Below are 22121 nucleotides of genomic sequence, written 5' to 3' on the forward strand. Positions count from 1 at the left end.
TTTGTTGTTTAAGTATATTGGAGTCTGCTTGTGAGACGAGAACCGACCATCGGCGGCTTAAAGCCTGAGCCGGAAGAATCAATCACTACACCCGCGCATGGGGCTGAGCACAGTGCTGCTCGCCCTACTGCAAAGAAGCCTGCGCGTAAAGCGGCTCCGGTATCTGCGGCGCACCACCATGTACCCAGTTCATCCTTTTCGCTACTGGCTTTATTGGCTTTATTTTGTGCTTTGGCTGCTGGCGGTGCAGCTTATTGGCTTTATCAGGAGTTAACGAAAGCTCAGATGGATTTGGAGCAAGCTAATCAGCGTTTAATCGCCTTGGAAGAAAGTCTGAAGTTAACCGACAGTTCATCGACTCAAACGGTAGCTGCCATTAACGACAGTTTAAAAACCCATTTTTCTGAAATTGATAAGCTGTGGGGGACCTACCGTAAGCACAAAGCGGGTATAGCGGCGAACGCCAAGGTGGCAAAGTCTGCTTCTGTTACAGCTAATTCACTTAAGGCTAAGGTCGACCCGCTAAAATCGGAGCTAATGATGATCAGTGATCTGGTTGATGCGCAACAGAGTGTGATGACTAAGATCGAGCGTGAAAACGCCAACCTGACAAAACAAGCTAAAGTGATAAACGACAAAAACGCGAAACTTGAGCGAGAAATCGCCACCTTGACTCAACAAGCACGTGATACCGAGCAAGATATTGAAGCCATTAATGGCTTTCGCCGCAGTGTTAACCAGCAATTACTTGAATTAAAAGGCGGCACGCAATAAGCGTGTTGCACAGTTTTAGGACAGATCCATGCCAACCATTATTAAGCAAAATGACATTATTGATAGCGTAGCGGATGCGCTGCAGTTCATTTCCTACTATCACCCCAAAGATTTTATTGATGCTATTTATGAAGCCTATCAGCGTGAAGAGAGCCAAGCGGCTAAAGACGCGATGGCGCAAATCCTGATTAACTCACGTATGTGTGCTGAGGGTAAGCGTCCAATTTGCCAAGATACCGGTATTGTTACTGCGTTTGTCAATGTTGGTATGGATTGTGTTGTTGAAGGAGATATGAGCTTTGATGACATGATTAATGAAGGTGTACGCCGAGCCTACAATCACCCTGATAATGTACTGCGTGCATCTATCTTGGCTGACCCTGATGGTGCGCGTAAGAATACCGGTGATAATACACCTGCTGTTATTCACTACAAAATGGTGCCGGGTAATACCGTTGATATCCACGTTGCCGCTAAAGGTGGTGGTTCAGAAGCCAAATCGAAATTTGCGATGCTTAATCCTTCGGATTCTGTGGTCGATTGGGTCTTAAAGATGGTGCCTCAAATGGGCGCGGGCTGGTGTCCACCCGGTATGTTGGGCATAGGGATTGGTGGTACAGCCGAAAAGGCGATGCTGTTGGCTAAAGAAAGTTTGTTAGACCCTGTTGATATACATGATTTACAAGCCCGCGGTGCCTCAAATCGCGCCGAAGAGCTGCGCCTTGAATTATTCGATAAGGTGAATGGCTTAGGCATTGGTGCTCAAGGCTTGGGTGGTTTGACCACTGTTTTGGATATCAAAATTAAAGACTACCCTAGCCATGCTGCGAATAAAGCTGTGGCTATCATCCCGAATTGTGCAGCTACTCGCCATGCACACTTTACCCTTGATGGTTCAGGAGCCTCACTGCAGACGCCTCCAAGCTTGGATGACTGGCCTGAAATTACTTGGGAAGTGGGTGATTCAGTGCGTCGTGTTGATCTTAACTCAGTCAGCAAAGACGACTTAGTGCAGTGGCAGCCAGGAGAAACCTTATTATTAAGTGGTAAGTTACTGACTGGCCGTGATGCAGCGCATAAGCGCCTTGTGGATATGATCAATAAAGGCGAGCCTATGCCTGTTGATTTTACCAATCGCTTTATTTACTACGTAGGCCCTGTTGATCCTGTGCGTGAAGAGGTTGTTGGCCCTGCTGGCCCTACAACCGCAACGCGAATGGATAAGTTTACGGCTAGTGTGCTTGAACATACTGGCCTGATAGGCATGGTCGGTAAGGCCGAGCGTGGAGAGGCTGGCATTCAGGCTATCAAAGATAACAAGGCCGTGTATTTGATGGCTGTTGGTGGTGCTGCATATTTGGTGTCTAAAGCCATTGTTGGTGCCAAGGTGCTTGCTTTTGAAGACCTTGGTATGGAGGCTATTTATGAGTTTGAAGTCAAAGATATGCCCGTAACTGTGGCAGTAGATGTGCATGGAGATGCGGTACATCAAAGTGGACCTAAGCTTTGGCAGGCTAAAATAGCCGAACAAACGCTTAAGCTAGATTGAGTTTACTTTAGGTTGCCAATGACTTCCTTAGTGAGTTCAAGCTGTGAGGCGTGCCAAGTTGGTGCGCCACTGTTGAGTCAGGAGCAGCTCAATGAGTTGCTGCCTTCTATCCCTGAGTGGTTGCTTGTCAATGAATTGGGGGTGAATCAGCTTTGTCGGAGTTATGACTTTGACAATTTCGCAGAGGCTCTAGCGTTTACTAACTTGGTCGCCGATCTTGCTGAGCAAGAGGGGCATCATCCAGCCTTACTTTTAGAGTGGGGGCGCGTCACTGTGCGTTGGTGGACTCATAAAATTAAAGGCCTGCATCGTAATGATGCTGTGATGGCCGCAAAAACGGATTTGCTCTTTCAGCGCAGGGCATCCTAAAGGGGGTTAAAGTGAACTTAGAAACGGCTGTTATGGAAGATAAGGTACAAACAGAGACATATTGCCGTCACGGCTTTCATGAATGGGTAGAAATAGAGCCTGAAGGTTTTGAGCAATACGCCGACGAGGCAGGCAAAGTGTGGGTGTGTAAGCACTGCGCTAAATACAGAAACCCCGCATAAAAACTACTCTTAGGAGTGGGTCTAAAAGCTCTTTTTATTACACTTTCATCACTACAAAAGCTACGCAACTTAAGTCAGTAGCGCATAAGTCAGTAAGTAGAACTAAACCAGCATAACTCAGTACAAGAGGGCTTTTTAACGGAGCCCTGTTGTACTGAGTTATGCGTTCTTAATCGCTTTTGCTGCTTCTTTGGTTTTTATTGCCTATGACGTTTAGAGCTTAGTGGTACATCGTACTTGCCCATAAGCCCTGCATTGCGATTTTGGCGGCGTAAATACAATCATCCTGCTCGGTTTGCATGGCTTTGATATATAGGTCTAGACCTCGATTTGCAGACTCGTGCGAGGGAAAAGGCCCAACCTCAGTGCCTTCTCGAGTACTGAAGTAAACGCCAGTATCTACTGTGAAGAAGCGCTCCGACCTGAACCATGTTTTGTCCTCTTCCCCTGAGCGTAACTGCACTTTTCTCATTGATTCACCCCTCTTAGGTATTGCGCACTTTTGTCTTTTCGTGTGAAATATATGCGCAATGTATGCTTACATATGTCCTAAGTTTAGGTGCTATACAGGGAGAGGTTAGTTTTTTTAGTTATGAAAAGGGGGGCTTTTTGTGACTAAGCCCCGCGGGATCGGCCGCTGTTTAGTACTCAGCGTCGTTGAGGTCGATACCCTCTAAGGGTAGCTCTTTGTTGTCGAGATAGCTTCGATTGTTTTGCAGTTGCAAGCGACCTTCAGAAAACCACTTAACGGCTAAAGGATAGATCACATGTTCTTGTTTGAGCGCTTTAGCTGCAAGCGTGTCGGCATTGTCATCGGCAGCGATTGAAACACGAGCTTGAAGAACCAGTGGGCCGCCATCAAGTTCTGCGGTAACAAAGTGCACGCTGACTCCGTGCTCTTTATCGCCTGCGTCTAAAGCGCGCTGATGGGTATTTAGGCCTTGGTACTTAGGTAGTAATGAGGGGTGGATGTTAAGCATTCGCCCCTCGTAGTGCTCGGTAAAGCCTGGCGTTAGGATGCGCATAAAACCCGCTAGTACGACTAGATCAGGACCTTGTGCGTCAATGATTTCCATCAGGCGAGCGTCAAAGTCTTCCCTTGTCGGAAAGGCTTTGTGGCTAATCACAAAGGCTGGGATGTTGTGATTGGCAGCCCGCTCTAAGCCTTTAACGTTATCTTTGTTAGAAATAACAGCGCAAATCTTAATCGGCAGTTCGTTGCTTTCTTGGGCGTCAATAAGGGCTTGCAAGTTTGAGCCGCTACCGCTGATCATAACGACAACACGGGTTGTAAAGCTGGACATTTAGATATTTTCCAGCTCAACAACAGGTTCGCCATCGTGAGAAGCAATGCTACCAATTTCGTAGACGGTTTCTCCGTGGGCCTCTAATATTTCGCGAGCTTTGCTTATGTGCTCTTCAGGTAAAGCGATGATCATGCCGATACCACAGTTAAGGGTGCGGTACATTTCAGTTGCATCGATATTGCCACCACGTTGTGCCCAGCGGAATATTTCTGGCATTGACCAGCTAGAACAGTCAATGATGGCTTTACTGCTCTCGGGAAGTACTCGAGGAATGTTTTCAAGTAAGCCGCCGCCAGTAATATGTGAAAGAGCACTCACAGGTACTTCTTTAAGGAGCTCGAGTATCGGTTTGACATAGATGCGGGTTGGCTCAAGTAGGGCTTCACCTAAGCTGCGCTCGCCAACTTGGTCTTCTAGGGAGGCTCCGGTGACGTCGATGATCTTTCTTAATAGTGAGTAACCGTTGCTATGTGGGCCGCTTGAGGCTAAGCCCAAGATTTTGTCACCAGCTTGAACTCGACTACCGTCCAAAATTTTGCTTTTTTCAACGATACCAACACAGAAGCCACCAAGGTCGTAGTCTTCACCATTGTACATGCCAGGCATTTCTGCGGTTTCACCACCTACGAGGGCACAGCCTGAGTATTCACAGCCTTTACCTATACCGTCGACGACTTCTACAGCTACATCTACGCTCAATTTACCCGTAGCGTAGTAATCTAAGAAGAATAAAGGCTCTGCACCGCCAACAATCAAGTCGTTTACACACATGGCAACCAAGTCGATACCGATGGTGTCGTGCTTGTTCATGTCCATTGCGAGCTTAAGTTTGGTGCCAACACCGTCGGTGCCGGCTACTAGTACAGGCTCTTCGTAGCCTTTGGGTAGAGCGAATAGTGAGCCAAAACCGCCGAGCCCAGCTAGTACTTCGGGGCGTTTGGTACGTACGGCGACGGATTTGATGCGCTCAACAAGCGCGTTACCGGCATCGATATCGACGCCAGCATCTTTGTAGGTCAAGGACTTATCAGTACTCATCGGAAAGGCTGCTCGGCTGGACTGGAAAAAATTTGTGCGCATTCTACCAACTTAGGTGCGAATGTGCGATGTGACTTTGCCGCTTCTTGCGGTCTCTATCGGCTTGAACTCTCTTAGGGGCTAGTTTTCAAGGTATTCATTTACTTGAAAGTGCTTTAAACCAAGGTTTGATCGCACTATAAAATCTTATCTAGGGCATATTGAGAGCGCATTCACAGGCCTTGGTTTAAGCCTGTGCGCACTAGCTGTTACAATGCGCCTTGTTGTTATTGCTCAATGGAAGAACGAATTGAACACCTATCGTAATCTAATTTTGTGCTTGCTTTGCTTGTTAGCCCTAACGCCATCTCTACGGGCTGCGGATTCAAGTGCTCGCTATTTTGAGCGCCAGCTCCCTGTTTCAAGCCAAGCAGTGAAGGAGCGGCAGGCCGCTGCTACTCACGCTTTAATGGATGTGTTAGTGAGAATCAGTGGTACGGAAGATGTCCGTACTAACGAACAGCTGTTGGCAAAAAGTAAGAATGCATTGAGCTACGTTGAGCAATTTAGCTACCAGCAACCCTCTATAGAAAGCGAGCAGAGCGATGCCTTTGAGCTCAAGCTCAGCTTTGCTCCGTCATCTGTGCGCGCCTTGTTAGCTGATGCGCAAATGCCTTTTTGGCCGGTCAGTCGCCCTAGTGTATTGCTGTGGTTAGTGGAAGATAGTGCCGAGTATGGCCGTCAAGTGCTTATGGCTGATGAGCCAGGCTCTGAATGGGCGCAGAGCTTAGAGTTGGCATCCTTATACCGGGGCCTGCCTTTAAGCTTTCCATTATTAGATTTTCAGGATCAAGTTGCGTTAAGTGTTGGTCAATTATGGGCTCTTGATGAGCAGGCTATTCTGACCGCTTCTGCTCGCTATGATGCCCAGCTTGTTTTGGTTGGTAAATTAACTAGGACCAGCAATGGCGCCATACTCAGTAGTTGGGAGTTTTTCCATCAAGATCACTCTCAAGTGTATGATGCGCGATCGGAAGATATTGATGCAGCTATGCGTTCGGGTATTGGCCCGGTAGCGGATTATCTTGCGTCACAATTTTCGTTAAACCTTGATACCGAAGATTATTTTAATGTGGAGATTGATGGTGTCTCATCCTATCGTGATTACCGCGCTGTCATGTCTGTATTTGAAGCCTTAGAAGCGGTATCAGAAGTTAGGGTGCAGAGCCTGGATCAGCAGCTCTTAAGATTGAGTTTGGTGTCTGAGGCAAGCCGCGAACAGTTACTTGGCACCTTGGCCATGGAGCGCTCTCTTGAAGAGCAAAGTGCTGATTTACAAGAGCCAGCTTTCGATTTTACGCCGGGCTCGACTCTCGGCTCCAATGCTATTCGTTATCACTGGCAGCCGTAATATGCAGCAGGGGACACCACGCCAGTTGAGTCTGGCCGTTGGCCTATTTGATGAGGCCTATTTCAGTAATTTTTGCTTAAGTGATGATAATCGTCAGGTTGTAGCAGCATTAACAATGTTGTCTGAGGGGCAGCAACAAGGGCATATTCTGTTGTGGGGCGCGCAAGGCGCCGGCTTGACGCATCTGCTGCAGGCAAGTTGTCACCATGCGGTAGAACACGGTTTAAGCCATCAATATTTGCCATTGGCTGAGCTGTGTAACTTGAGCCCAGAGCTTGTTGTCGACGGTTTAGAGCAGCAGCAGCTAGTCTGCATCGATGGTTTAGAGCATATTGCCGGTAATGCTCGCTGGGAGCAGGCGCTTTTTCATTTGTTTAATCGTATTCGTGATATGGGCCACAGTACTCTGATGAGTTCTCATAGCAGCCCTCAAGAGCTAGGTATTGCCTTGCCTGACTTAGCCTCTCGCTTAAAAAGCGGCCTAACGTTTAAGGTTCACAGCCTTAGCGATGAGGGCAAGGTACAGGCTTTGCGTGAGCGTGCTCAGCACCGAGGTATGGATTTAAGCAGCGATGTGGCGGCTTATATTCTTAGCCACAGTGACAGAGATCCACGAGCCTTGTTTGCATTATTGGATCGTTTAGACCGCTTATCACTAGAGCAGCAGCGCAAGCTGACCATTCCTTTTGTAAAAGGGGTACTTGAGCAAAACTAGTACGCTCTTTGGCTCTGATTGTTCTACTCTTTAAGTTGTTTGTTTCAGTGGATGAAGGGTATGAAAGCGGGCCAACGTCACGGCTATTATTGCAAGGAGCTAGTCATGCTTTCTTTGCCTGTCGGCCGTTGTTTGCTCGGCTTTACTCGTTTTGTTTTCCCTCCTGTATTTAGTCTTTTCTCTCGCTGTTGTGGGCGCTTAAAAAGCGATTTTTGGCTTTCTCCTAGGGGGCTTAGGTGAAGCCTGTCAGTATCCAGAGAACCATACATCACTCTATAAATTTAAAGTTAGCCTTGCCTGTTATCGGAGCAAGCTTTGTCTTGTGTTTGGTTGTGCTTGGTTTTGTACTGATTTCGAGTGAACGGCAATCTCAGTTGTTTGGCCGTGAAGACGCCCGTCTTTTGGTTAACTCTCTAAGTTTGATCAGTGAGGTGGATGCAACAGAGCAAGGTCTTAGGCAGGCGGTGAATAGCCTAAAAACAGAAAAAAACGTAAAGGCATTGGTGGTTGTCAATATGGAAACCGAAAGTGTCATTGCCAGTCTTGATCTTGCAGAGCAAGGGCTGCCTTATAGCGAATTGCGTCAAGGCATGATCCAAAACTTAAGTCGCGCGTATTTGTCGTCTACTCAGCGCCATGAATACAGTTGGATGGTTAAGAAACGCTTTCACCTGATCCGACAAATTCAGCTATTAGATAGCGAAACGTTTAGCTATCAGCCCTATATTATTTTTATCGATTTGGATTTGAGCTCGTTGATGCTCGAAATTCGAAATCAGAACTTAACCTTGGCAATGATACTGATTGGCGGTCTCGCGTTGGTCGGCTTGGCGCTTTTTACTACTCAGTCCAATGTGGTAATTAAACCGATCAATATTATTGTTGAGGCGTTAAAAAGAGGGCATGAATTTAGTTTGATTCGCAATGTAGGCCGAGATGAAATCGGTGTGTTAGCGCAAGCATATAATCATTTCACTCTAAGCAGTCGGGCCAGAGAAGAAACACTACGTTTAAAAACTATTGAGCTTGAACACGCGATTCAAGTTGCTGACGAGGCAAGCAAGGCTAAGTCAGAATTTTTAGCAAGCATGAGTCATGAAATTCGCACGCCAATGAATGGGGTGCTTGGTATGCTCAGCTTGCTTGAAAATGGTGACTTCAGTGTTGATCAGCAGCATAAATTTAGCTTGGCTAAATCCAGTGCTGAATCCTTATTGACCTTAATAAATGACATTCTCGATTTTTCAAAAATAGAGGCCGGTAAGCTCGAGCTTGATCCTATCGATTTTAATTTGAGTGCGATGCTTGGTGATTTAAGCGAAGTGATGGCTCTTCGTGCAGAAGAGAAAGGTCTGGAGCTTAATCTGGATTTAGTTGGGGTTGAGCAAGCTTTGGTTTATGCCGATGTCGGGCGTATTAGGCAGGTTTTTACCAACCTTGTTGGCAATGCGGTTAAGTTTACCGATCAGGGCTCTATTTGCATTTCTGTTAAAACCCTCGAGCAACAAGATGGTTCTTTATTGTTAGATGCTCGAATTATTGATACTGGCATCGGTATTCCTATCGATAAACAAGCGCAGCTATTTGAGGCTTTTACACAAGAAGATGCTTCAACAACGAGAAAATATGGCGGCACTGGTTTAGGTTTGGCCATTAGTCGGCTGTTATGTGAATTAATGGGCGGCAGTATTGTTTTACAGAGCGCACCTGGTAAAGGAAGCACTTTTCGCTTTAGATTAAAGCTTGAAGTATCAAAGCAAGAGCAGACATCGCAGCTTAAACCTCGAGGTTTTGTTAATAAACTCAAAATACTGTTATTAAGTCAAAGTGAGCAGCGCAGTAGTATCGTTTTACGTCAGTTACGTGAGTGGCAAATAGAATGCCTGGGTCTTGAAAATGCGGAGCAAGCCTTAGAGCAATTGGGCTTATGGACGGCAGTCCCTGTAGTCAATTCAGCAATTAATCCAGAGCATGATACTCACCACGTTGCTGTTTTAATTGATAACACGTGTGGGGAACAGTTGCAGCATCATTTTTCAGAACTGCTTAATCAAGCATTGCCAGATAATGAAATACAACTGATTTTAATGAGAGCAATTAGCGAGCAACCTGACGAGTTGGCTTATCTTCGTCGCGGCTATTTTCATAGTTTTCCCACGCCTGTTACCAAGCAAGATTTAATCTCCAGTATTGAATTATTAAATGGCAGCAAGCGACGTTTTCAATGCATTGATAATAAAGGTAATGAGGTGTCACCTTATTCTATGTGGTTATCAGAGCATGGAACCAAGCAAAAGTTACTGCTGGTAGAGGATAATTTGATTAACCAAGAAGTAGCTATGGGCTTGTTGGAGGGGTTAAAGTTTGATGTCGAATGTGTAAATAATGGTTTAGAAGCCTTGGCGTTATTAAATCAGCCCGAGCGAGAGCCCTTTACTTTAATTTTGATGGATTGCCAGATGCCGGAAATGGACGGCTTTGAATGTACTGAGCAAATTCGTCAAGGTGCGGCGGGAGAGCACTATAAAGGTATTCCCATTGTGGCTCTAACGGCCAATGCAATGCAGGGGGATAGAGAGCTCTGTATTGAGCGGGGCATGAATGACTACTTAAGCAAGCCTATTAGTTCAGCGGAATTAGCACGATGCTTATATCGTTGGATGAATGTGGAAGAATCTGAACCTTCATTGGAGCCGTGTTTAGCTCCAGCCAATGCCGATCAGCAAGCTTTTAGTGATGTCCAAAATGATGATGTAGGCACTGTTAGCAAACATATAGCAGATAAGCCTGCCCTTGAGGACTGGCACCAAGCTTCTGCATTAGAGCGTGCACAAAATAAACCGGAGCGTCTTGCTCGATTGGCTCAACGTTTTTTAGATGACATGCCCAATGTTGTAGAGTTAGTCATTGATGCCGCCAAAATGAATAACTGGATTGAGGCAAAGGAGCACGCTCACGCACTTAAAGGCGTAGCGGCCAATATGAGTGCATTACAACTGCGAGAACTGGCGTATAAGGCTGAGTGCGCAGCAGGTGAGCAGCACTCAGAGAGCTTATTAAATGCGGCCTTGCAGTGTGATTTGGCAATGCAGAGGCTTAGCCCCTTGCTTGAGTCCTATATTGCTGGGTTGTCATCTTCAACTTGATGCTTATTTGTACTGCTCTGCTTGAGTATAAGCTTGGTATTTGATTTAGCATGACGTCTCGTTTGTTCTTTAAATTCGTTCTGGTTAAAAAGTGTTCAGTCTGCCGCTTTACCGTGAGCGATAGCTGCTATTTTGTGTACTGGCGCTACCATTTCTTATTCTATTAATGAGGATGCTATTCAGTGTCGCTTTGCTTAGTTATACTCCGTCGTCTTCACCTTTTTGAAGCACAACTGGAATATAACTATGAAAAAAACACTTTTAGTACTAGCCGCTGCTTCAAGCATGGCGCTAGTCGGATGTAATAAGGAAGCTGAGAAAACCGAAGTTACACTAGATAGCTTGGAACAGAAGGTGAGCTACTCAATCGGTGTAAACTTAGCTCAAAACATTAATGTTGATCAATTTGCTTTTGATACAGATGCATTTGCAATGGCTGTTGAAGATGTAAAAGCAGGTAAAGATCCTCAGTTGTCCATGGAAGAAATGATGGCAACTATGCAGACCTTCTCGACCTTGCAGCGTGAATTGGCAATGGAAAAGCAGAAGAAAGCGGCAGAAGAAAACATTGCTGCAAGCAAAACGTTTCTAGCTGAAAAAGAAGCAGAAGAAGGCGTAGTTAAAACTGAAAGTGGCCTAATGTATAAAGTGCTTGTTGAAGGTACTGGCCCTATCCCAACTGCTGACGATACTGTCGTTGCTCACTACCGTGGTACTTTGCTTGATGGTACTGAGTTCGATAGCTCATACAGCCGTGGTCAGCCAGCGACTTTTGGTGTTAGTAACTTGATCCCTGGTTGGATCGAAGCTCTACAACTTATGCCTGTTGGCTCTAAGTGGGAGCTTTACATTCCTGGCGACCTTGCTTATGGCGAGCGTGGCAATGGTTCTATCCCACCAAACTCTACTCTGACATTTGAGCTTGAGTTACTTGAAATTGTTGGTGATAAAGACGAAGAAGCTGCTACTGAAGCCGCAGCTGAGTAAGTCGATTGATCTGAGCTGGCCAAGAGCTAGCTCAGTTCTTAGACTTAAAGCGCTTGTTTGAGCTTCTGCTCTTGCAAGCGCCAATCTGGTAAAAATCTATCCATAAATGAGTAAAACCGTTTGTTGTGGTAACGCTCCAGCAAATGAATCAGTTCGTGCACTAGCACGTATTCAACACAGTCTTGCCCGTATTTTACTAGCTCTGTATTTAGAGTGACTTTTTGCTTGTTGATATTGCAGCTGCCCCAGCGGCTTCGCATTTTCCTATAGCTAAACGCCAGCACTTCAACACCGATTTTTTCCTGCCATAGCGGGCTTAACGTCTCTGTTAGTTCTATTAATTGTTTTTTATAAAGGCGCTGTAAGGCTTGTTCGCATTGAGTTTGTGTTGCCTCAGTTGCCGCGTTTAGTAATAAATAAGGTTGACCTGTGGTGTCGGTCTTTAATTCAAAATGAGTTCGCTTGGCTTCTTGGCGCTGTAGAGGCCATGTTTGCCCTAAGAAGGGCACGGTTGCGCCTGTTTTGAACTGTTGTTCTATTTTTGTTTCTGGCTGAGCAAGCTGAGTTTTTTTTACTCGAAGCCAGTCGAGTTTGGAGCGAACAAAGTCGAGTATAAGGGCATCGCTAACATGGGCGGGGGCGCTTACCCTTATGAGTTCACTGTCGCGGCTTGCCCGCAAGTTAATGTTTTTAACTCGCTTGCGGCTGAGTTCAATCGTAAACTCAGCGACCGACAAGTGTTGAACTATGGGGCGGCGCAAACGAGGCATTGAGCCCATACATCCATAGCGTTATTGTTTTTAAGTGTTGGGCTAAGTACAGGGTGGAGCTGAGTTAGAGGCGCGCTGAACGAGCGTGCTAGATCTAAGCTTTGCTGTAAGTCTGTGCTTAACACATCAAAGGGCAGGCTTGATGCTTGCTCCATCAGGGCCTGAATAAGTTGCTCTTTGGGGCTTAGCTGTCTCTGAATCAGTTTGACGGCATCGCCTTTGAGCTCCATTCGCTTGGCAACACTGCTAAGTAATTCATCAAGCCCGCCGAGCTCATCGACTAAACCAAGTTCTTTTGCTTGCTGCCCAGACCAAATATGGCCTTGAGCTATTTCATTAATTTGTTCTGGCGTTTGCTGGCGAGCCTCGGCAACTAGGTTAATAAACTGATGATAAATATTATCTACGCTGCTCTGAATCAGACTTTTGGTTTGTTCCGACATGGTGCGGTCTAGATTCCACGAGCCAGAGAACGGTGTGGTGCCGACGCCGTCTGAGTGAATGCCCAAACTGTTGAGGCTGGCACTGACATTAGGTATGAGGCCAAAGACCCCAATGGAACCGGTTATGGTGCTTGGTGTCGCCCAGATCTCTTCTGCCGCGGTACTAATCCAATAACCGCCTGAGGCAGCTATAGAGCCCATTGAGATATAAACAGGCTTGCCGCTATCACGCGTTAATTGCAACTGCTCACGTATGATTTCTGATGCGAAGGCGGAGCCACCACCACTGTCGACCCTTAATACAAGGGCACTGACGTTGTCATCTTCACGCGCCTGGGTAATTAATTCATTAAGGCTTTCTGAACCAATTGCGCCGCCATGTTGATGGCCTTCGACAATATTACCGGAGGCGATAATTAGGCCAATTTGTTTTTCGCTTTTTGCAGGGCTTGGCAAAGCAGGGTTGTTTAAATAAGCTTGAACATCAATAGCATTAGGTTCACCGTTATCTTTTTCACCCACCTTTTCTTTTAGTTTTTCAAGCAATTGAACTCGACTATATACCGCATCGACTAAGCCATTTTCCATTGCGAATAACGCTGCATCACCTCGGTAATGTTCCATATGTAGATCAAGTTCTTGTGCCAGTTGATTAAGGCGGCCACTAGGTAAGTCACGCTGCTGTTCAATAATATGAGTGTAGCGCTGCCAACTTTGATTAATCCACGTGCTTAAGTGTTCACGGCTTTCTTCGCTCATATCGTTGCGCATAAAAGGTTCAACAGCGTCTTTATATTTACCCGAACGAAAAACGTGGAATTGTAATTTTATGTTATCAGCAGCTTGCTTAAAGTAGTTACGATAAATGCCGAAGCCGTTTAGATGGATACCACCCATTGGGTGGATATAAATTTCGTCAGCGTAACTGGCGAGCAGGTAGCGCTGCTGGCTTAAGTTATTGGCGTAAGCAATGACTGGTTTACCACTGCTTTTAAATTGTTCAATGGCATGTCCAAGTTCTTCGACCTTACTCATGCCTGCTGATTGTAGCCAGTCTAGGCGTAATACTAAGCTGGTAATTTGCGCATCGTTTTTGGCCAGTTTGATGGCTTTGATCAAGTCGCCTAGTACTGTCTCTGGTGCTTGCTCAGGTGCGCCGCCAAGCACATCCATAAGGTTGGGTTCGTAACTGCTTTGGTCAACTAAGGCGCCCGAAGGGGCAATAAATAAGGCGCTATTGTTGGGGATTTGAATCTCGGGAGCGGAACTAAACGATTCGATCACAATAAATAATATTGCCAAGCTAACTAGGCCAAGTGCGATAGATCGAATCCAGCGCAGCATGGTGGCGACAATATGAAAAAGGGTTTTAATTAAAGCCATGGTCACTTCCCAGTGGGTATTCGTTTAGTCGGTGATGTTTTTTTGAACGCGTTGTGCATAGCGACTGCACATCATGCTGCTGATAAATAAGGCGGTGCTTAGTAGTACAAAAAGATAATCTACCAGGCTTGCTGTACTGGCGAACGCGCCCATTACCGCAAGCACAAAGTAAAGTAGCATGACAAAACACAGCCAGCTATAGGCTCGGTAATATTGGCTATATAAGCCTGGGGCTAGAGCGGCCAAAGGTAAAAGCTGAGCGACCAGTAAGACGACATTAAAACCACTGGGGCGAGCGAAGTTCCAATAAAGAATTAAGGCGATTAAGGCCGCTAAAAAACAGTGAGTTAAGCGGCGGTAGCGTATAAAAAGCTGTTTTATTGAGCTCATGCTGAGTGTAATTTCTCTGCTGTATGTGCAAGCCGTTGGCCAAAGGCGACGGCTAATTTATGTTCTTCATCGCTTAGATTAGTGCTTTGTTCTAAAGCCACATGGCTAGGGCCATAAGGTGTACCACCGCTATGGGTGCTGTGCAGTGCTTCTTCACTGTAGGGGAGGCCGCAGAGCAGCATGCCATGGTGCAGTAAAGGCAGCATCATGCTGATTAGGGTGCTTTCTTGGCCTCCATGCATGGAGCCTGTTGAGGTAAATACCCCCGCAGGCTTTCCTTGTAAGTCGCCGTTTAGCCATTCATTTACTGTGCCATCGAGAAAGTACTTCATGGCTGCAGCCATGTTGCCAAAACGGGTTGGGCTACCAAGGGCAAGGCCTGCGCAGTCAGTGAGGTCTTGCTTGCTACAGTACAGGTCACCGTGACTCGGAATCTTGGCTTCAGTGCTTTCGCAGTTGTTGCTGACTGCAGGAACAGTGCGCAAGCGTGCTTCAAGGCCTGCTTGTTCAATACCCAAGCCAATCGCTTCGGCTAAAGCCTTGGTTGAACCTTTAGTGCTGTAATAAAGAACAAGTATAAAAGCTGGCTGTTGGTTGTTGTTCATTAGAGCAGCTCAAGTACGTTTTCGGGAGGGCGGCCAAGTACGGCTTTGTCTGCGTGGATGACGATAGGGCGTTCGATCAGCTTGGGCTGAGTGAGCATGGCGTCAATTAAAGCTTCGTCATCGAGGCTGCTGTCTTTAAGTCCGAGTTCTTTATAGGCGTCTTCACCCTTGCGAAGCAGTTCGCGGGCAGTGATGCCAAGCTTGCCAATGATGCTTTTTAACTCATCACGGCTAGGCGAGTCTTGTAAATAGAGTACAATTTCCGGCTCTACGCCGTTTTCTTCGAGCAAGGCCAGTGTTTGGCGAGACTTGGAGCAGCGTGGATTGTGGTAGATGGTAAAGTGACTCATGGTTAACACGTATCTTTGGCGTTTAGGATGGCGCTTATTATGAATGAACTTGTGCGTATAGAAAAACTGAAGTTGTGGTCAAGCGACATTCTTCATTTTTTTCAGGGTTTAGTTAGGGAGTTTATTGCCTTGGGCTGTCAAAAGAATGCAGCAGCTCTGACCTATATGACCTTGTTTGCCCTTGTGCCAATGATGACGGTTGTGTACTCCATTCTTAGTGTTATCCCTTTCTTTGACGGTGTTGCTCACGAATTACACGATATGGTGTTTGCCAACTTCCTGCCTGAAACTGGAGATCAGGTTACCGGTTATTTAACCGAATTTAGCTCGCAGGCAAGAAGTTTGACTGGCGCAGGTATCGGTATGTTATTTGTTACGGCCTATCTCATGCTAACCAATATTGAAAAAACCTTTAATGCGATCTGGGGAGTGACCGAGGCGCGTAAAGGTTTGTCGAGTTTTTTATTGTATTGGGCCGTGCTTACAATCGGACCTTTAATGCTGGGGGTGGGGCTTACTATGAGCACCTACCTGCTGTCGCTTAAGTTTCTTGTCGACGAATATGATCCGACGGGTTTGGCGCCAACTATTTTCACCCATGTGCCTTTCTTGATGTCGATGATTATGTTCACACTGCTTTATGCTGCGGTGCCAAATTGTCGAGTACCGTTTAAGTTTGCCTTTGCTGGTGGCGTCGTTACATCTCTAGTTTTTGGTTTATTAAAAGCGGGTTTTGCTGCGGTTATGTCAACCTCTAGTTTAACCTTGGTCTATGGCGCTTTTGCTGCGGTGCCTTTATTTTTAATGTGGATTAACTTTGTTTGGGTTTTGGTGCTGGCTGGCGCTGTATTTGTTCGCACCTTAAGTGAAGAGGCTTATGGTTCCCGCCGTCAACGTTTAACCGATATGCAAGCTTTATTGCATTGTTTACATTTATTCTACGAGCGTGCGCAAACAGGTGCTGATGTGGTTGATAAAGATTGCACTTCATTGGGTATGGGCTTGGTGCATTGGCAAACGTTGCGCTCTAAACTTGTTAAAGCGAAATGGGTCAGTGTGACTGAAAGTGGCGCCTATGTATTGAGCCGTGATATGCAATCGCTGAGCTTAAAAGATGTTGCTTTGTTGTGTGAACTACCTCTGTGTGAAACTCTGCCAATGGATTCTGAGCTCAAGCCATGGCTGGCAGATTTTTCTTCACGTTTTGCTCAGTTGCAACAAAAAACGGATGATGTGTTTTCTCTAAGCCTTGATCGTTTGTTTTCTTTGCAGAAAAAAGAGGGGTTATAGGGGACAACAAAAGATCTTAAAGTCGAGCATAAAAAAGCCGAATAAGCGATGTTTATTCGGCTTTTATCTAAAAGGCTTGGCATTAAAGCGCTTTGATCGTGTTATTTAAAAGCGCACAGTGCCTTCCAAGGCTAGAGTGAGAGGACGTCGTATAAAGCTGTAATGGGTGTTGGTATTAAAGCTAGAGTCAGACAATGGGGCATTGCCTGAGTAGCTAATGATGTATTCGTTTAATAAATTTTTGCCTAATAACGCGATACCCCAGCGCTCTGTCTCTAAACCTATGCGTGCTCCAAGCATGGTGTAGGCGTCGATTTCACCTTCAGGGTCTAGGTTGACGTGCACATTGTGAGTATCGACCCATTGAGCATCAACAAAGCTGACAAACTGCATATCATTTACGATAAAGCGACGATAATCTAGGCTGGCATTAATGGTGTACTTGGGGGTGTAGACACCGCGTTTACCAGTGTAATCACAAGTGGCTATGCCGCCATTACTGCCATCGGATGTTTGTCCTGCAAAACAATTACCGTTTTTAAAGTCTTTATATTCAAAGTCTAAAAAGCTGGCTCCGTAGGTTGCAGTAAGTTCATTGCTAAGTGCCCAACGTCCGTCTAGCTCTACACCTTGTACTGTGGTTTTGGGGGCATTACCGGTATTAAAACCCACAGCCCCATCAAATTGGCTTACTTGTAAATCTTCATAGTCGGTTCGATAAAGGCTGACATTAATTTCACCGCGACCATCTGCGATTGAGCTTTTTAGGCCTAGCTCGTAGGCTTGAGCGGTTTCTTCTTCAAACTCGAAATACAAATAAGGGTTTGCCTCGGCAGTATTGGGGGGAACTAAGGGAGCAGGAGTCGCGAGGTTGCCGACCGTGTTTGAGCGAGGATCAAAACCACCCGCTTTATAGCCCGTTGTATAAGAAGCGTAAGTCATGAGCTGATCGTTAATATCAAACTCGATATTAATGAGCGGTGTGAAAACTTCTTCTTTTCGTGTTTTTTCGACATTATGGCCACCCCATACAAGGGGGCCTGCAGGATTGTTAAGGTCTGGTGGAATATAGAATTCGCGTGCTTGCTCAGTTTCAACAATAAATGTATTTAAATAAATAAAGCCTAGGGCAGTGCTGTCATTAACGTTGTCACTGGGTAGGTCATATAGCCATAATTGTTTTTGAGCTTTTTTCTGCTCTTCGGTATAGCGTGCACCGGCGGTTAAATGTAAGCGTTCTGTTGCATGCCACGTTAGGCGTGCAAAAGCGGCCCAAGAATCGGATTCTTGTTCGAAGTGTCGTTTTAAGCCTGTATTCGCTAAATACGCAAGGCCTTCTCGGCCTGGAGTTTGGCTGAGTTTGGCGGGCAAGATATTGTTTGGGCTTAGGCCCAGTTCGTCCTTGTAGGTTTGTTTCCAGCCTTGATAATAGAGCCCGCCAATCCACTCAACGGCACCGTTTTGATCGGATGCAATACGAAGCTCTTGGCTAAATTGTTCGTAGTCCTCACTTAAAGGTAAAGGCAGAATATCCGATGCGGTGTAGTCACAATCACAGTGCTCGTCGTAATTAAAATCGAGTAGGCCGCTTACCGAGCTAATAGTGTAATCGCCCCATTGATAGTCGGCTGTCAAAGTAAGATTGTTAACGGTGTTGTCGCTGCTCTCATCAGCATTGCTCTGGCGCACGTAGTTTTTTTCACTTTCTAAGCTGGGTTCTTGTAGCAGCGCCAAGCTTTGCGCGTAATTAGGGTAACCGGGAGCAAGGGCTTTATCGTAAGTGATCTCCATTGGCCGGCCTTGTGTTTCAAACTTGTTTTGTTCGGCCTTAAGAAAGAAATTTAAGTTATCTCTTGCATCCCATTCTAGACTTAAGCGCGCAGCACTTTCTTCGGCTTGGGCTTCATCTGTTGCTTTGCTGCTGTTATAAAAATAACCATCTTCTTGATAGCCACGAACAGTAAGGCGGGCGCGTAGGGTGTCTGTGAGCGGGCCAGAGATAACTGCATTAATCTCATTTTGGTCGTGTTTGAATTCATGTGAAAGGCTAACAAAACCCTCAAAATTTTCTGTTGGGCGAGCCGTTGTAAGATTCAGTGCGCCAGCAATGGAGTTCTTTCCAAATAAGGTCGATTGAGGGCCTCGAAGAACCTCAATACGTTGCATGTCCATCATTGGTAGACGAAAGAGCTGGGCACGGCCGTGGTAAATGCCATCGACATACATGCCGACACTTTGTTCAAAACCTTGGCTGTTATCAGAGCCAATACCACGTATACGTACTTGGGTGCTAAAGCCGGTTTCAGTAAAGTGAATGTTCGGTAGGTGAACGCTGAGTTCATCGATGGTTTCTATACCTGCTTCAGCGATTTTAGTGGCACTGATAGCCGCGACCGAAAGTGGTACTTGCTGCAGATTTTCTTGGCGTTTTTGGGCTGCGACTATGACCTCTTCAAGGCGTGGCTGCTCTGCCGCACAAAGGCTGTGGCCATAAAAAGCGACAGCGATAGCTAAGGGGCGAAGGGCTGTAGTGGCCAAAATTCGCATAGGCGGCTCCATTTAATACGGACATGATTGGCATCCAAGGTCATCAATGAGCTTGGATGAAACGCTATTTAGAACATGTTGTTCTGGAGTATAGACGAGCAGACCAGAGTCCGTTGGTGCAGCACCGATGCGCGCTATTCTATCGTGCTTTTTAATATTGGCTATAGCTTCACAGCCCTTATTCGTTGTGAATATAGAACGAAGTTGTAGGCTTGTAGCTGTCATCAAACGGAATATCTGGGCATAAGCCTAGCTTTCTGTTTAAATGGCGACCACTTTGAGAATCTTGAGAATCATTAAGCTACATGCAATTTACCGAACTGCCCTTGTCCGACTCCATCCAGAAAGCCTTAGCTGACCTGCAATTCACCACATGTTCACCAATTCAGGAAAAGAGCCTGCCATGGAGCTTGCAAGGTCACGATGTGATGGGCAAAGCCCAGACTGGCACCGGTAAAACAGCAGCCTTCTTGCTTGCCCTGTTTGAAACCTTACAAAATGAACCACCTGCGGATGAGCGCTATGCTGGTGAGCCGCGTGCTATCGTGTTGTCGCCGACGCGTGAGCTAGCCCTGCAAATAGAAAAAGATGCACATGAACTGAATAAGTATCTCGATTTCCATATTGTATCGTTGGTTGGCGGAGTAGATTACGACAAACAAATGCAAAAGCTGCAGCGCAAGTTGGTTGACATTGTTATTGCAACTCCGGGGCGTTTAATCGACTTCTGTCAGAAGCGTTATGTTCACCTTGATCAGGCTGAAGTGCTTGTCATTGATGAGGCCGACCGTATGCTTGATATGGGTTTTATCCCACAGGTAAAACAAATTGAGCGTTATTGTCCGCGTAAAGACTGCCGTCAAACTCTTATGTTTAGTGCGACTTTTAGTGATGATGTCTTGCGCTTAGGTGAGCGTTGGATGGTTGAGCCTACCAAAGTAGAGATAGAGCCAGAAAGCATTGCCACGGACACGGTTGAGCAAAAGCTCTACATGGTAGGCAGTGATGAAAAGCTCAGTATTCTTAAAAATATTATTAATGCTGATGACGTTAACAGCGCAATGATTTTTGCCAACCGCCGTGATGAGTGCCGCCGTTTACACGATGAGCTGCGTGGCGCGGGCTTGAAGGTTGGTTTACTCAGTGGTGATATCCCTCAGAATAAGCGTATTCGTACCTTAGAAGCATTTAAAAATGGTCAGTTGCGCTTCTTAGTTGCGACGGATGTGGCAGGCCGTGGTATCCACATCGATGGTGTGAGTCATGTTATTAATTACACCTTGCCTGAAGAGCCTGAAGATTACGTACATCGTATTGGTCGTACAGGGCGGGCAGGCAGTACAGGGACTTCTATTAGTTTTGCTTGTGAAGATGATGCGTTCCGTTTGCCTAGCATTGAAGCCTTATTAGGTAAGCCTCTTGAATGTGAGCACCCGCCAGAGTCTTTATTACCCTAAGGCTTTTTGATTGAGGCGGCTTAAGTAGTTAAAGTCGCCCGATGGCCTTATTTGGGCCTTTCGTTTCTCCCTTCTTTCTCCTAAGTCACGCTTGGCTGCATTTCTTCTACACTGATACTGGTGAGTAGCGCGTTTATGGATCATGTTGATGTTCCGCGCCGATGTATTGAGGTAGAGATTCATGAAGCCAGTTTTAGTTGTCGAAGACAGCACAATGGTCACTAAGGTCATTCGTCATGTGCTTGGGCAAAGTCAGAAAATCAATGTCGATTATGCCGGCAGTCTTGCTGAAGCTCAGGCTTTGTTAGCTAAAAAAGATTACTTTTGTGCCTTGGTTGATCTTAGTTTACCCGATGCGCCAAGTGGCGAAGTCGTTGATGAGGTATTAGCTAAAAATATCCCCTGTATTGTTTTAACCAGTACTTTTGATGAAAAACGACGCACCGAACTGTTAAATAAAGGTGTTGTCGATTATGTGACTAAAGAAGGCCGTTATTCTTATGAACTGGCTCTGGCGACAATTCATCGCTTAATAAAAAATCAAGATGTAAAAGTCTTGGTGGTTGATGATAGTAAAACGCAGCGTAAGGTCTTATCTCAGTTGTTCCGTTTACATCTCTTTCAGGTGCTTGAAGCTGAAGATGGTGTGCATGCAATAAAACAAATATTGGAACACAGTGATATTTGTTTATTAGTAACAGATTACAATATGCCGCGTATGGATGGTTTTGAGTTAATTAAAAATCTTCGCGCAAAATATGAAAAATCTGACTTAGTGATTGTGGGCCTAAGCTCAGAGGAAGAAAGCTCGCTATCAGCAAAGTTTATTAAATCGGGTGCGAATGATTTCCTTAAAAAGCCCTTTAATCATGAAGAGTTCTTTTGTCGTATTAATCATAATGTTGAATTTTTGGAGTTGATCGAGTCCATACGGGATGCAGCTAATCGAGATGAGCTGTGTTCTTGTTACAATCGAAGTTACTTCTTTAAACATGGTGAGCTTATTTTACAAAAGGCAAAAGAGAGTGCATCGCCTTTAAGTCTTGCCTTGATCGAAATTGAAAACTTTGAACAGTTTCAGGCAGAGCGGGGTAATGATGAATCAGTGCTTGTATTGCAGCAGGTTGCTCAGCGCCTTAATAGCCATTTTGAGCGTTTCTTTTTTGCGCGGGTGGCAGATTCAACTTTTGCTGTACTTATGCCGGGGCTTGATAATGAAAAAGCCTGTGCTTACGTTGATCAAGTACGTCAGTTATGTACATCTAAAGCGTTTCAGGGGGGATGCCAAGAGCACTTTCTTGGCTTTTCTGCAGGGATTACAAGCTTTATTAAAGATCAGCTTGATGATGTTCATCGCGAGGCGACATCCTGCCTGCAAAGGGCGAGAGATGCAGGTGGGGCCTTGGTGATTGGTGATTAATGGGGCTGT

The 22121-nt window shown here is 45.8% G+C and carries 20 protein-coding genes; 11 read left to right on the top strand and 9 right to left on the bottom strand.

All coding sequences use genetic code 11. From position 1 onward, the window contains the following. The first annotated feature begins 30 nt into the window (after positions 1 to 30). Genes AB1S55_RS08295 through AB1S55_RS08310 form a run of 4 tightly spaced genes read left to right on the top strand, consistent with a single transcriptional unit; the run spans position 31 to position 2874 of the window. Positions 31 to 774, top strand: coding sequence for a hypothetical protein (locus tag AB1S55_RS08295; RefSeq protein WP_370981339.1), 744 nt, complete (start codon positions 31 to 33; stop codon positions 772 to 774). A gap of 28 nt (positions 775 to 802) precedes the next feature. Beyond that, entirely contained in the window at positions 803 to 2323 is a 1521-nt protein-coding gene (locus AB1S55_RS08300; protein ID WP_370981340.1) for a fumarate hydratase, read from the top strand. 18 nt (positions 2324 to 2341) lie between these two features. After that, positions 2342 to 2692, top strand: a complete 351-nt coding sequence (locus tag AB1S55_RS08305; protein WP_370981341.1) for a 4a-hydroxytetrahydrobiopterin dehydratase — start codon at positions 2342 to 2344, stop codon at positions 2690 to 2692. Between the two features lie 11 nt (positions 2693 to 2703). Further along, positions 2704 to 2874 carry a hypothetical protein gene (locus tag AB1S55_RS08310; RefSeq protein ID WP_370981342.1) on the top strand — a complete coding sequence of 57 codons (171 nt, stop codon included), beginning with the start codon at positions 2704 to 2706 and terminating at the stop codon, positions 2872 to 2874. A gap of 220 nt (positions 2875 to 3094) precedes the next feature. Here AB1S55_RS08310 and AB1S55_RS08315 read toward each other — a convergent pair whose 3' ends face one another. The 3 genes from AB1S55_RS08315 to purM form a co-directional block, all read right to left on the bottom strand. Beyond that, on the bottom strand, positions 3095 to 3346 hold the full coding sequence (locus AB1S55_RS08315) for a DUF6316 family protein (protein WP_370981343.1): 252 nt from the start codon (positions 3344 to 3346) through the stop codon (positions 3095 to 3097). Positions 3347 to 3515: 169 nt separating this feature from the next. Beyond that, entirely contained in the window at positions 3516 to 4178 is a 663-nt protein-coding gene (purN, locus tag AB1S55_RS08320; RefSeq protein ID WP_370981344.1) for a phosphoribosylglycinamide formyltransferase, read from the bottom strand. Continuing rightward, complete coding sequence (gene purM, locus AB1S55_RS08325) at positions 4179 to 5219, bottom strand: phosphoribosylformylglycinamidine cyclo-ligase (RefSeq protein ID WP_370981345.1); 1041 nt, start codon at positions 5217 to 5219, stop codon at positions 4179 to 4181. Positions 5220 to 5472: 253 nt separating this feature from the next. On the opposite strand from purM, the gene AB1S55_RS08330 reads away from it, so the two are divergent. The 4 genes from AB1S55_RS08330 to AB1S55_RS08345 all read left to right on the top strand — a co-directional run bounded on the left by AB1S55_RS08330 (position 5473) and on the right by AB1S55_RS08345 (position 11457). Continuing rightward, a complete protein-coding gene (locus tag AB1S55_RS08330) occupies positions 5473 to 6609 on the top strand; it encodes a DUF2066 domain-containing protein (RefSeq protein ID WP_370981346.1) in 1137 nt (378 codons plus the stop codon). 1 nt (position 6610) lies between these two features. Next, the gene (hda, locus tag AB1S55_RS08335; RefSeq protein ID WP_370981347.1) at positions 6611 to 7324 is read left to right on the top strand and encodes a DnaA regulatory inactivator Hda; all 714 of its coding nucleotides are present in this window, start codon (positions 6611 to 6613) and stop codon (positions 7322 to 7324) included. Positions 7325 to 7560: 236 nt separating this feature from the next. Continuing rightward, entirely contained in the window at positions 7561 to 10470 is a 2910-nt protein-coding gene (locus AB1S55_RS08340) for an ATP-binding protein (RefSeq protein WP_370981348.1), read from the top strand. A 246-nt stretch (positions 10471 to 10716) separates the two neighbouring features. After that, complete coding sequence (locus tag AB1S55_RS08345; protein ID WP_370981349.1) at positions 10717 to 11457, top strand: FKBP-type peptidyl-prolyl cis-trans isomerase; 741 nt, start codon at positions 10717 to 10719, stop codon at positions 11455 to 11457. A gap of 44 nt (positions 11458 to 11501) precedes the next feature. Here the strand turns inward: AB1S55_RS08345 and AB1S55_RS08350 are convergent, their stop codons facing one another. Genes AB1S55_RS08350 through arsC form a run of 5 tightly spaced genes read right to left on the bottom strand, consistent with a single transcriptional unit; the run spans position 11502 to position 15398 of the window. Next, complete coding sequence (locus AB1S55_RS08350) at positions 11502 to 12227, bottom strand: M48 family metallopeptidase (protein ID WP_370981350.1); 726 nt, start codon at positions 12225 to 12227, stop codon at positions 11502 to 11504. After that, the gene (gene sppA, locus AB1S55_RS08355; RefSeq protein ID WP_370981351.1) at positions 12203 to 14053 is read right to left on the bottom strand and encodes a signal peptide peptidase SppA; all 1851 of its coding nucleotides are present in this window, start codon (positions 14051 to 14053) and stop codon (positions 12203 to 12205) included. The genes AB1S55_RS08350 and sppA overlap by 25 nt, the downstream gene beginning before the upstream one ends. Before the next feature lie 24 nt (positions 14054 to 14077). Beyond that, positions 14078 to 14443, bottom strand: a complete 366-nt coding sequence (locus AB1S55_RS08360) for a DUF2069 domain-containing protein (RefSeq protein ID WP_370981352.1) — start codon at positions 14441 to 14443, stop codon at positions 14078 to 14080. Then, entirely contained in the window at positions 14440 to 15048 is a 609-nt protein-coding gene (gene wrbA, locus AB1S55_RS08365) for an NAD(P)H:quinone oxidoreductase (RefSeq protein ID WP_370981353.1), read from the bottom strand. The genes AB1S55_RS08360 and wrbA overlap by 4 nt, the downstream gene beginning before the upstream one ends. After that, on the bottom strand, positions 15048 to 15398 hold the full coding sequence (gene arsC, locus AB1S55_RS08370) for an arsenate reductase (glutaredoxin) (RefSeq protein ID WP_370981354.1): 351 nt from the start codon (positions 15396 to 15398) through the stop codon (positions 15048 to 15050). The genes wrbA and arsC overlap by 1 nt, the downstream gene beginning before the upstream one ends. A 39-nt stretch (positions 15399 to 15437) precedes the next feature. Here arsC and AB1S55_RS08375 point away from each other — a divergent pair, with 39 nt between their 5' ends. Then, positions 15438 to 16688, top strand: a complete 1251-nt coding sequence (locus AB1S55_RS08375; RefSeq protein ID WP_370981355.1) for a YihY family inner membrane protein — start codon at positions 15438 to 15440, stop codon at positions 16686 to 16688. Positions 16689 to 16793: 105 nt separating this feature from the next. Here AB1S55_RS08375 and AB1S55_RS08380 read toward each other — a convergent pair whose 3' ends face one another. Continuing rightward, positions 16794 to 19235 carry a TonB-dependent receptor gene (locus AB1S55_RS08380; protein WP_370981356.1) on the bottom strand — a complete coding sequence of 814 codons (2442 nt, stop codon included), beginning with the start codon at positions 19233 to 19235 and terminating at the stop codon, positions 16794 to 16796. A gap of 305 nt (positions 19236 to 19540) precedes the next feature. On the opposite strand from AB1S55_RS08380, the gene rhlB reads away from it, so the two are divergent. Together rhlB and AB1S55_RS08390 are read left to right on the top strand one after the other, a co-directional pair. Then, a complete protein-coding gene (rhlB, locus tag AB1S55_RS08385; protein WP_370981357.1) occupies positions 19541 to 20692 on the top strand; it encodes an ATP-dependent RNA helicase RhlB in 1152 nt (383 codons plus the stop codon). A 181-nt stretch (positions 20693 to 20873) separates the two neighbouring features. Continuing rightward, positions 20874 to 22112, top strand: a complete 1239-nt coding sequence (locus AB1S55_RS08390; protein ID WP_370981358.1) for a response regulator — start codon at positions 20874 to 20876, stop codon at positions 22110 to 22112. Positions 22113 to 22121: the final 9 nt, after the last annotated feature.

The sequence above is a fragment of the Agaribacterium sp. ZY112 genome, assembly GCF_041346925.1.
GTDB lineage: Bacteria > Pseudomonadota > Gammaproteobacteria > Pseudomonadales > Cellvibrionaceae > Agaribacterium.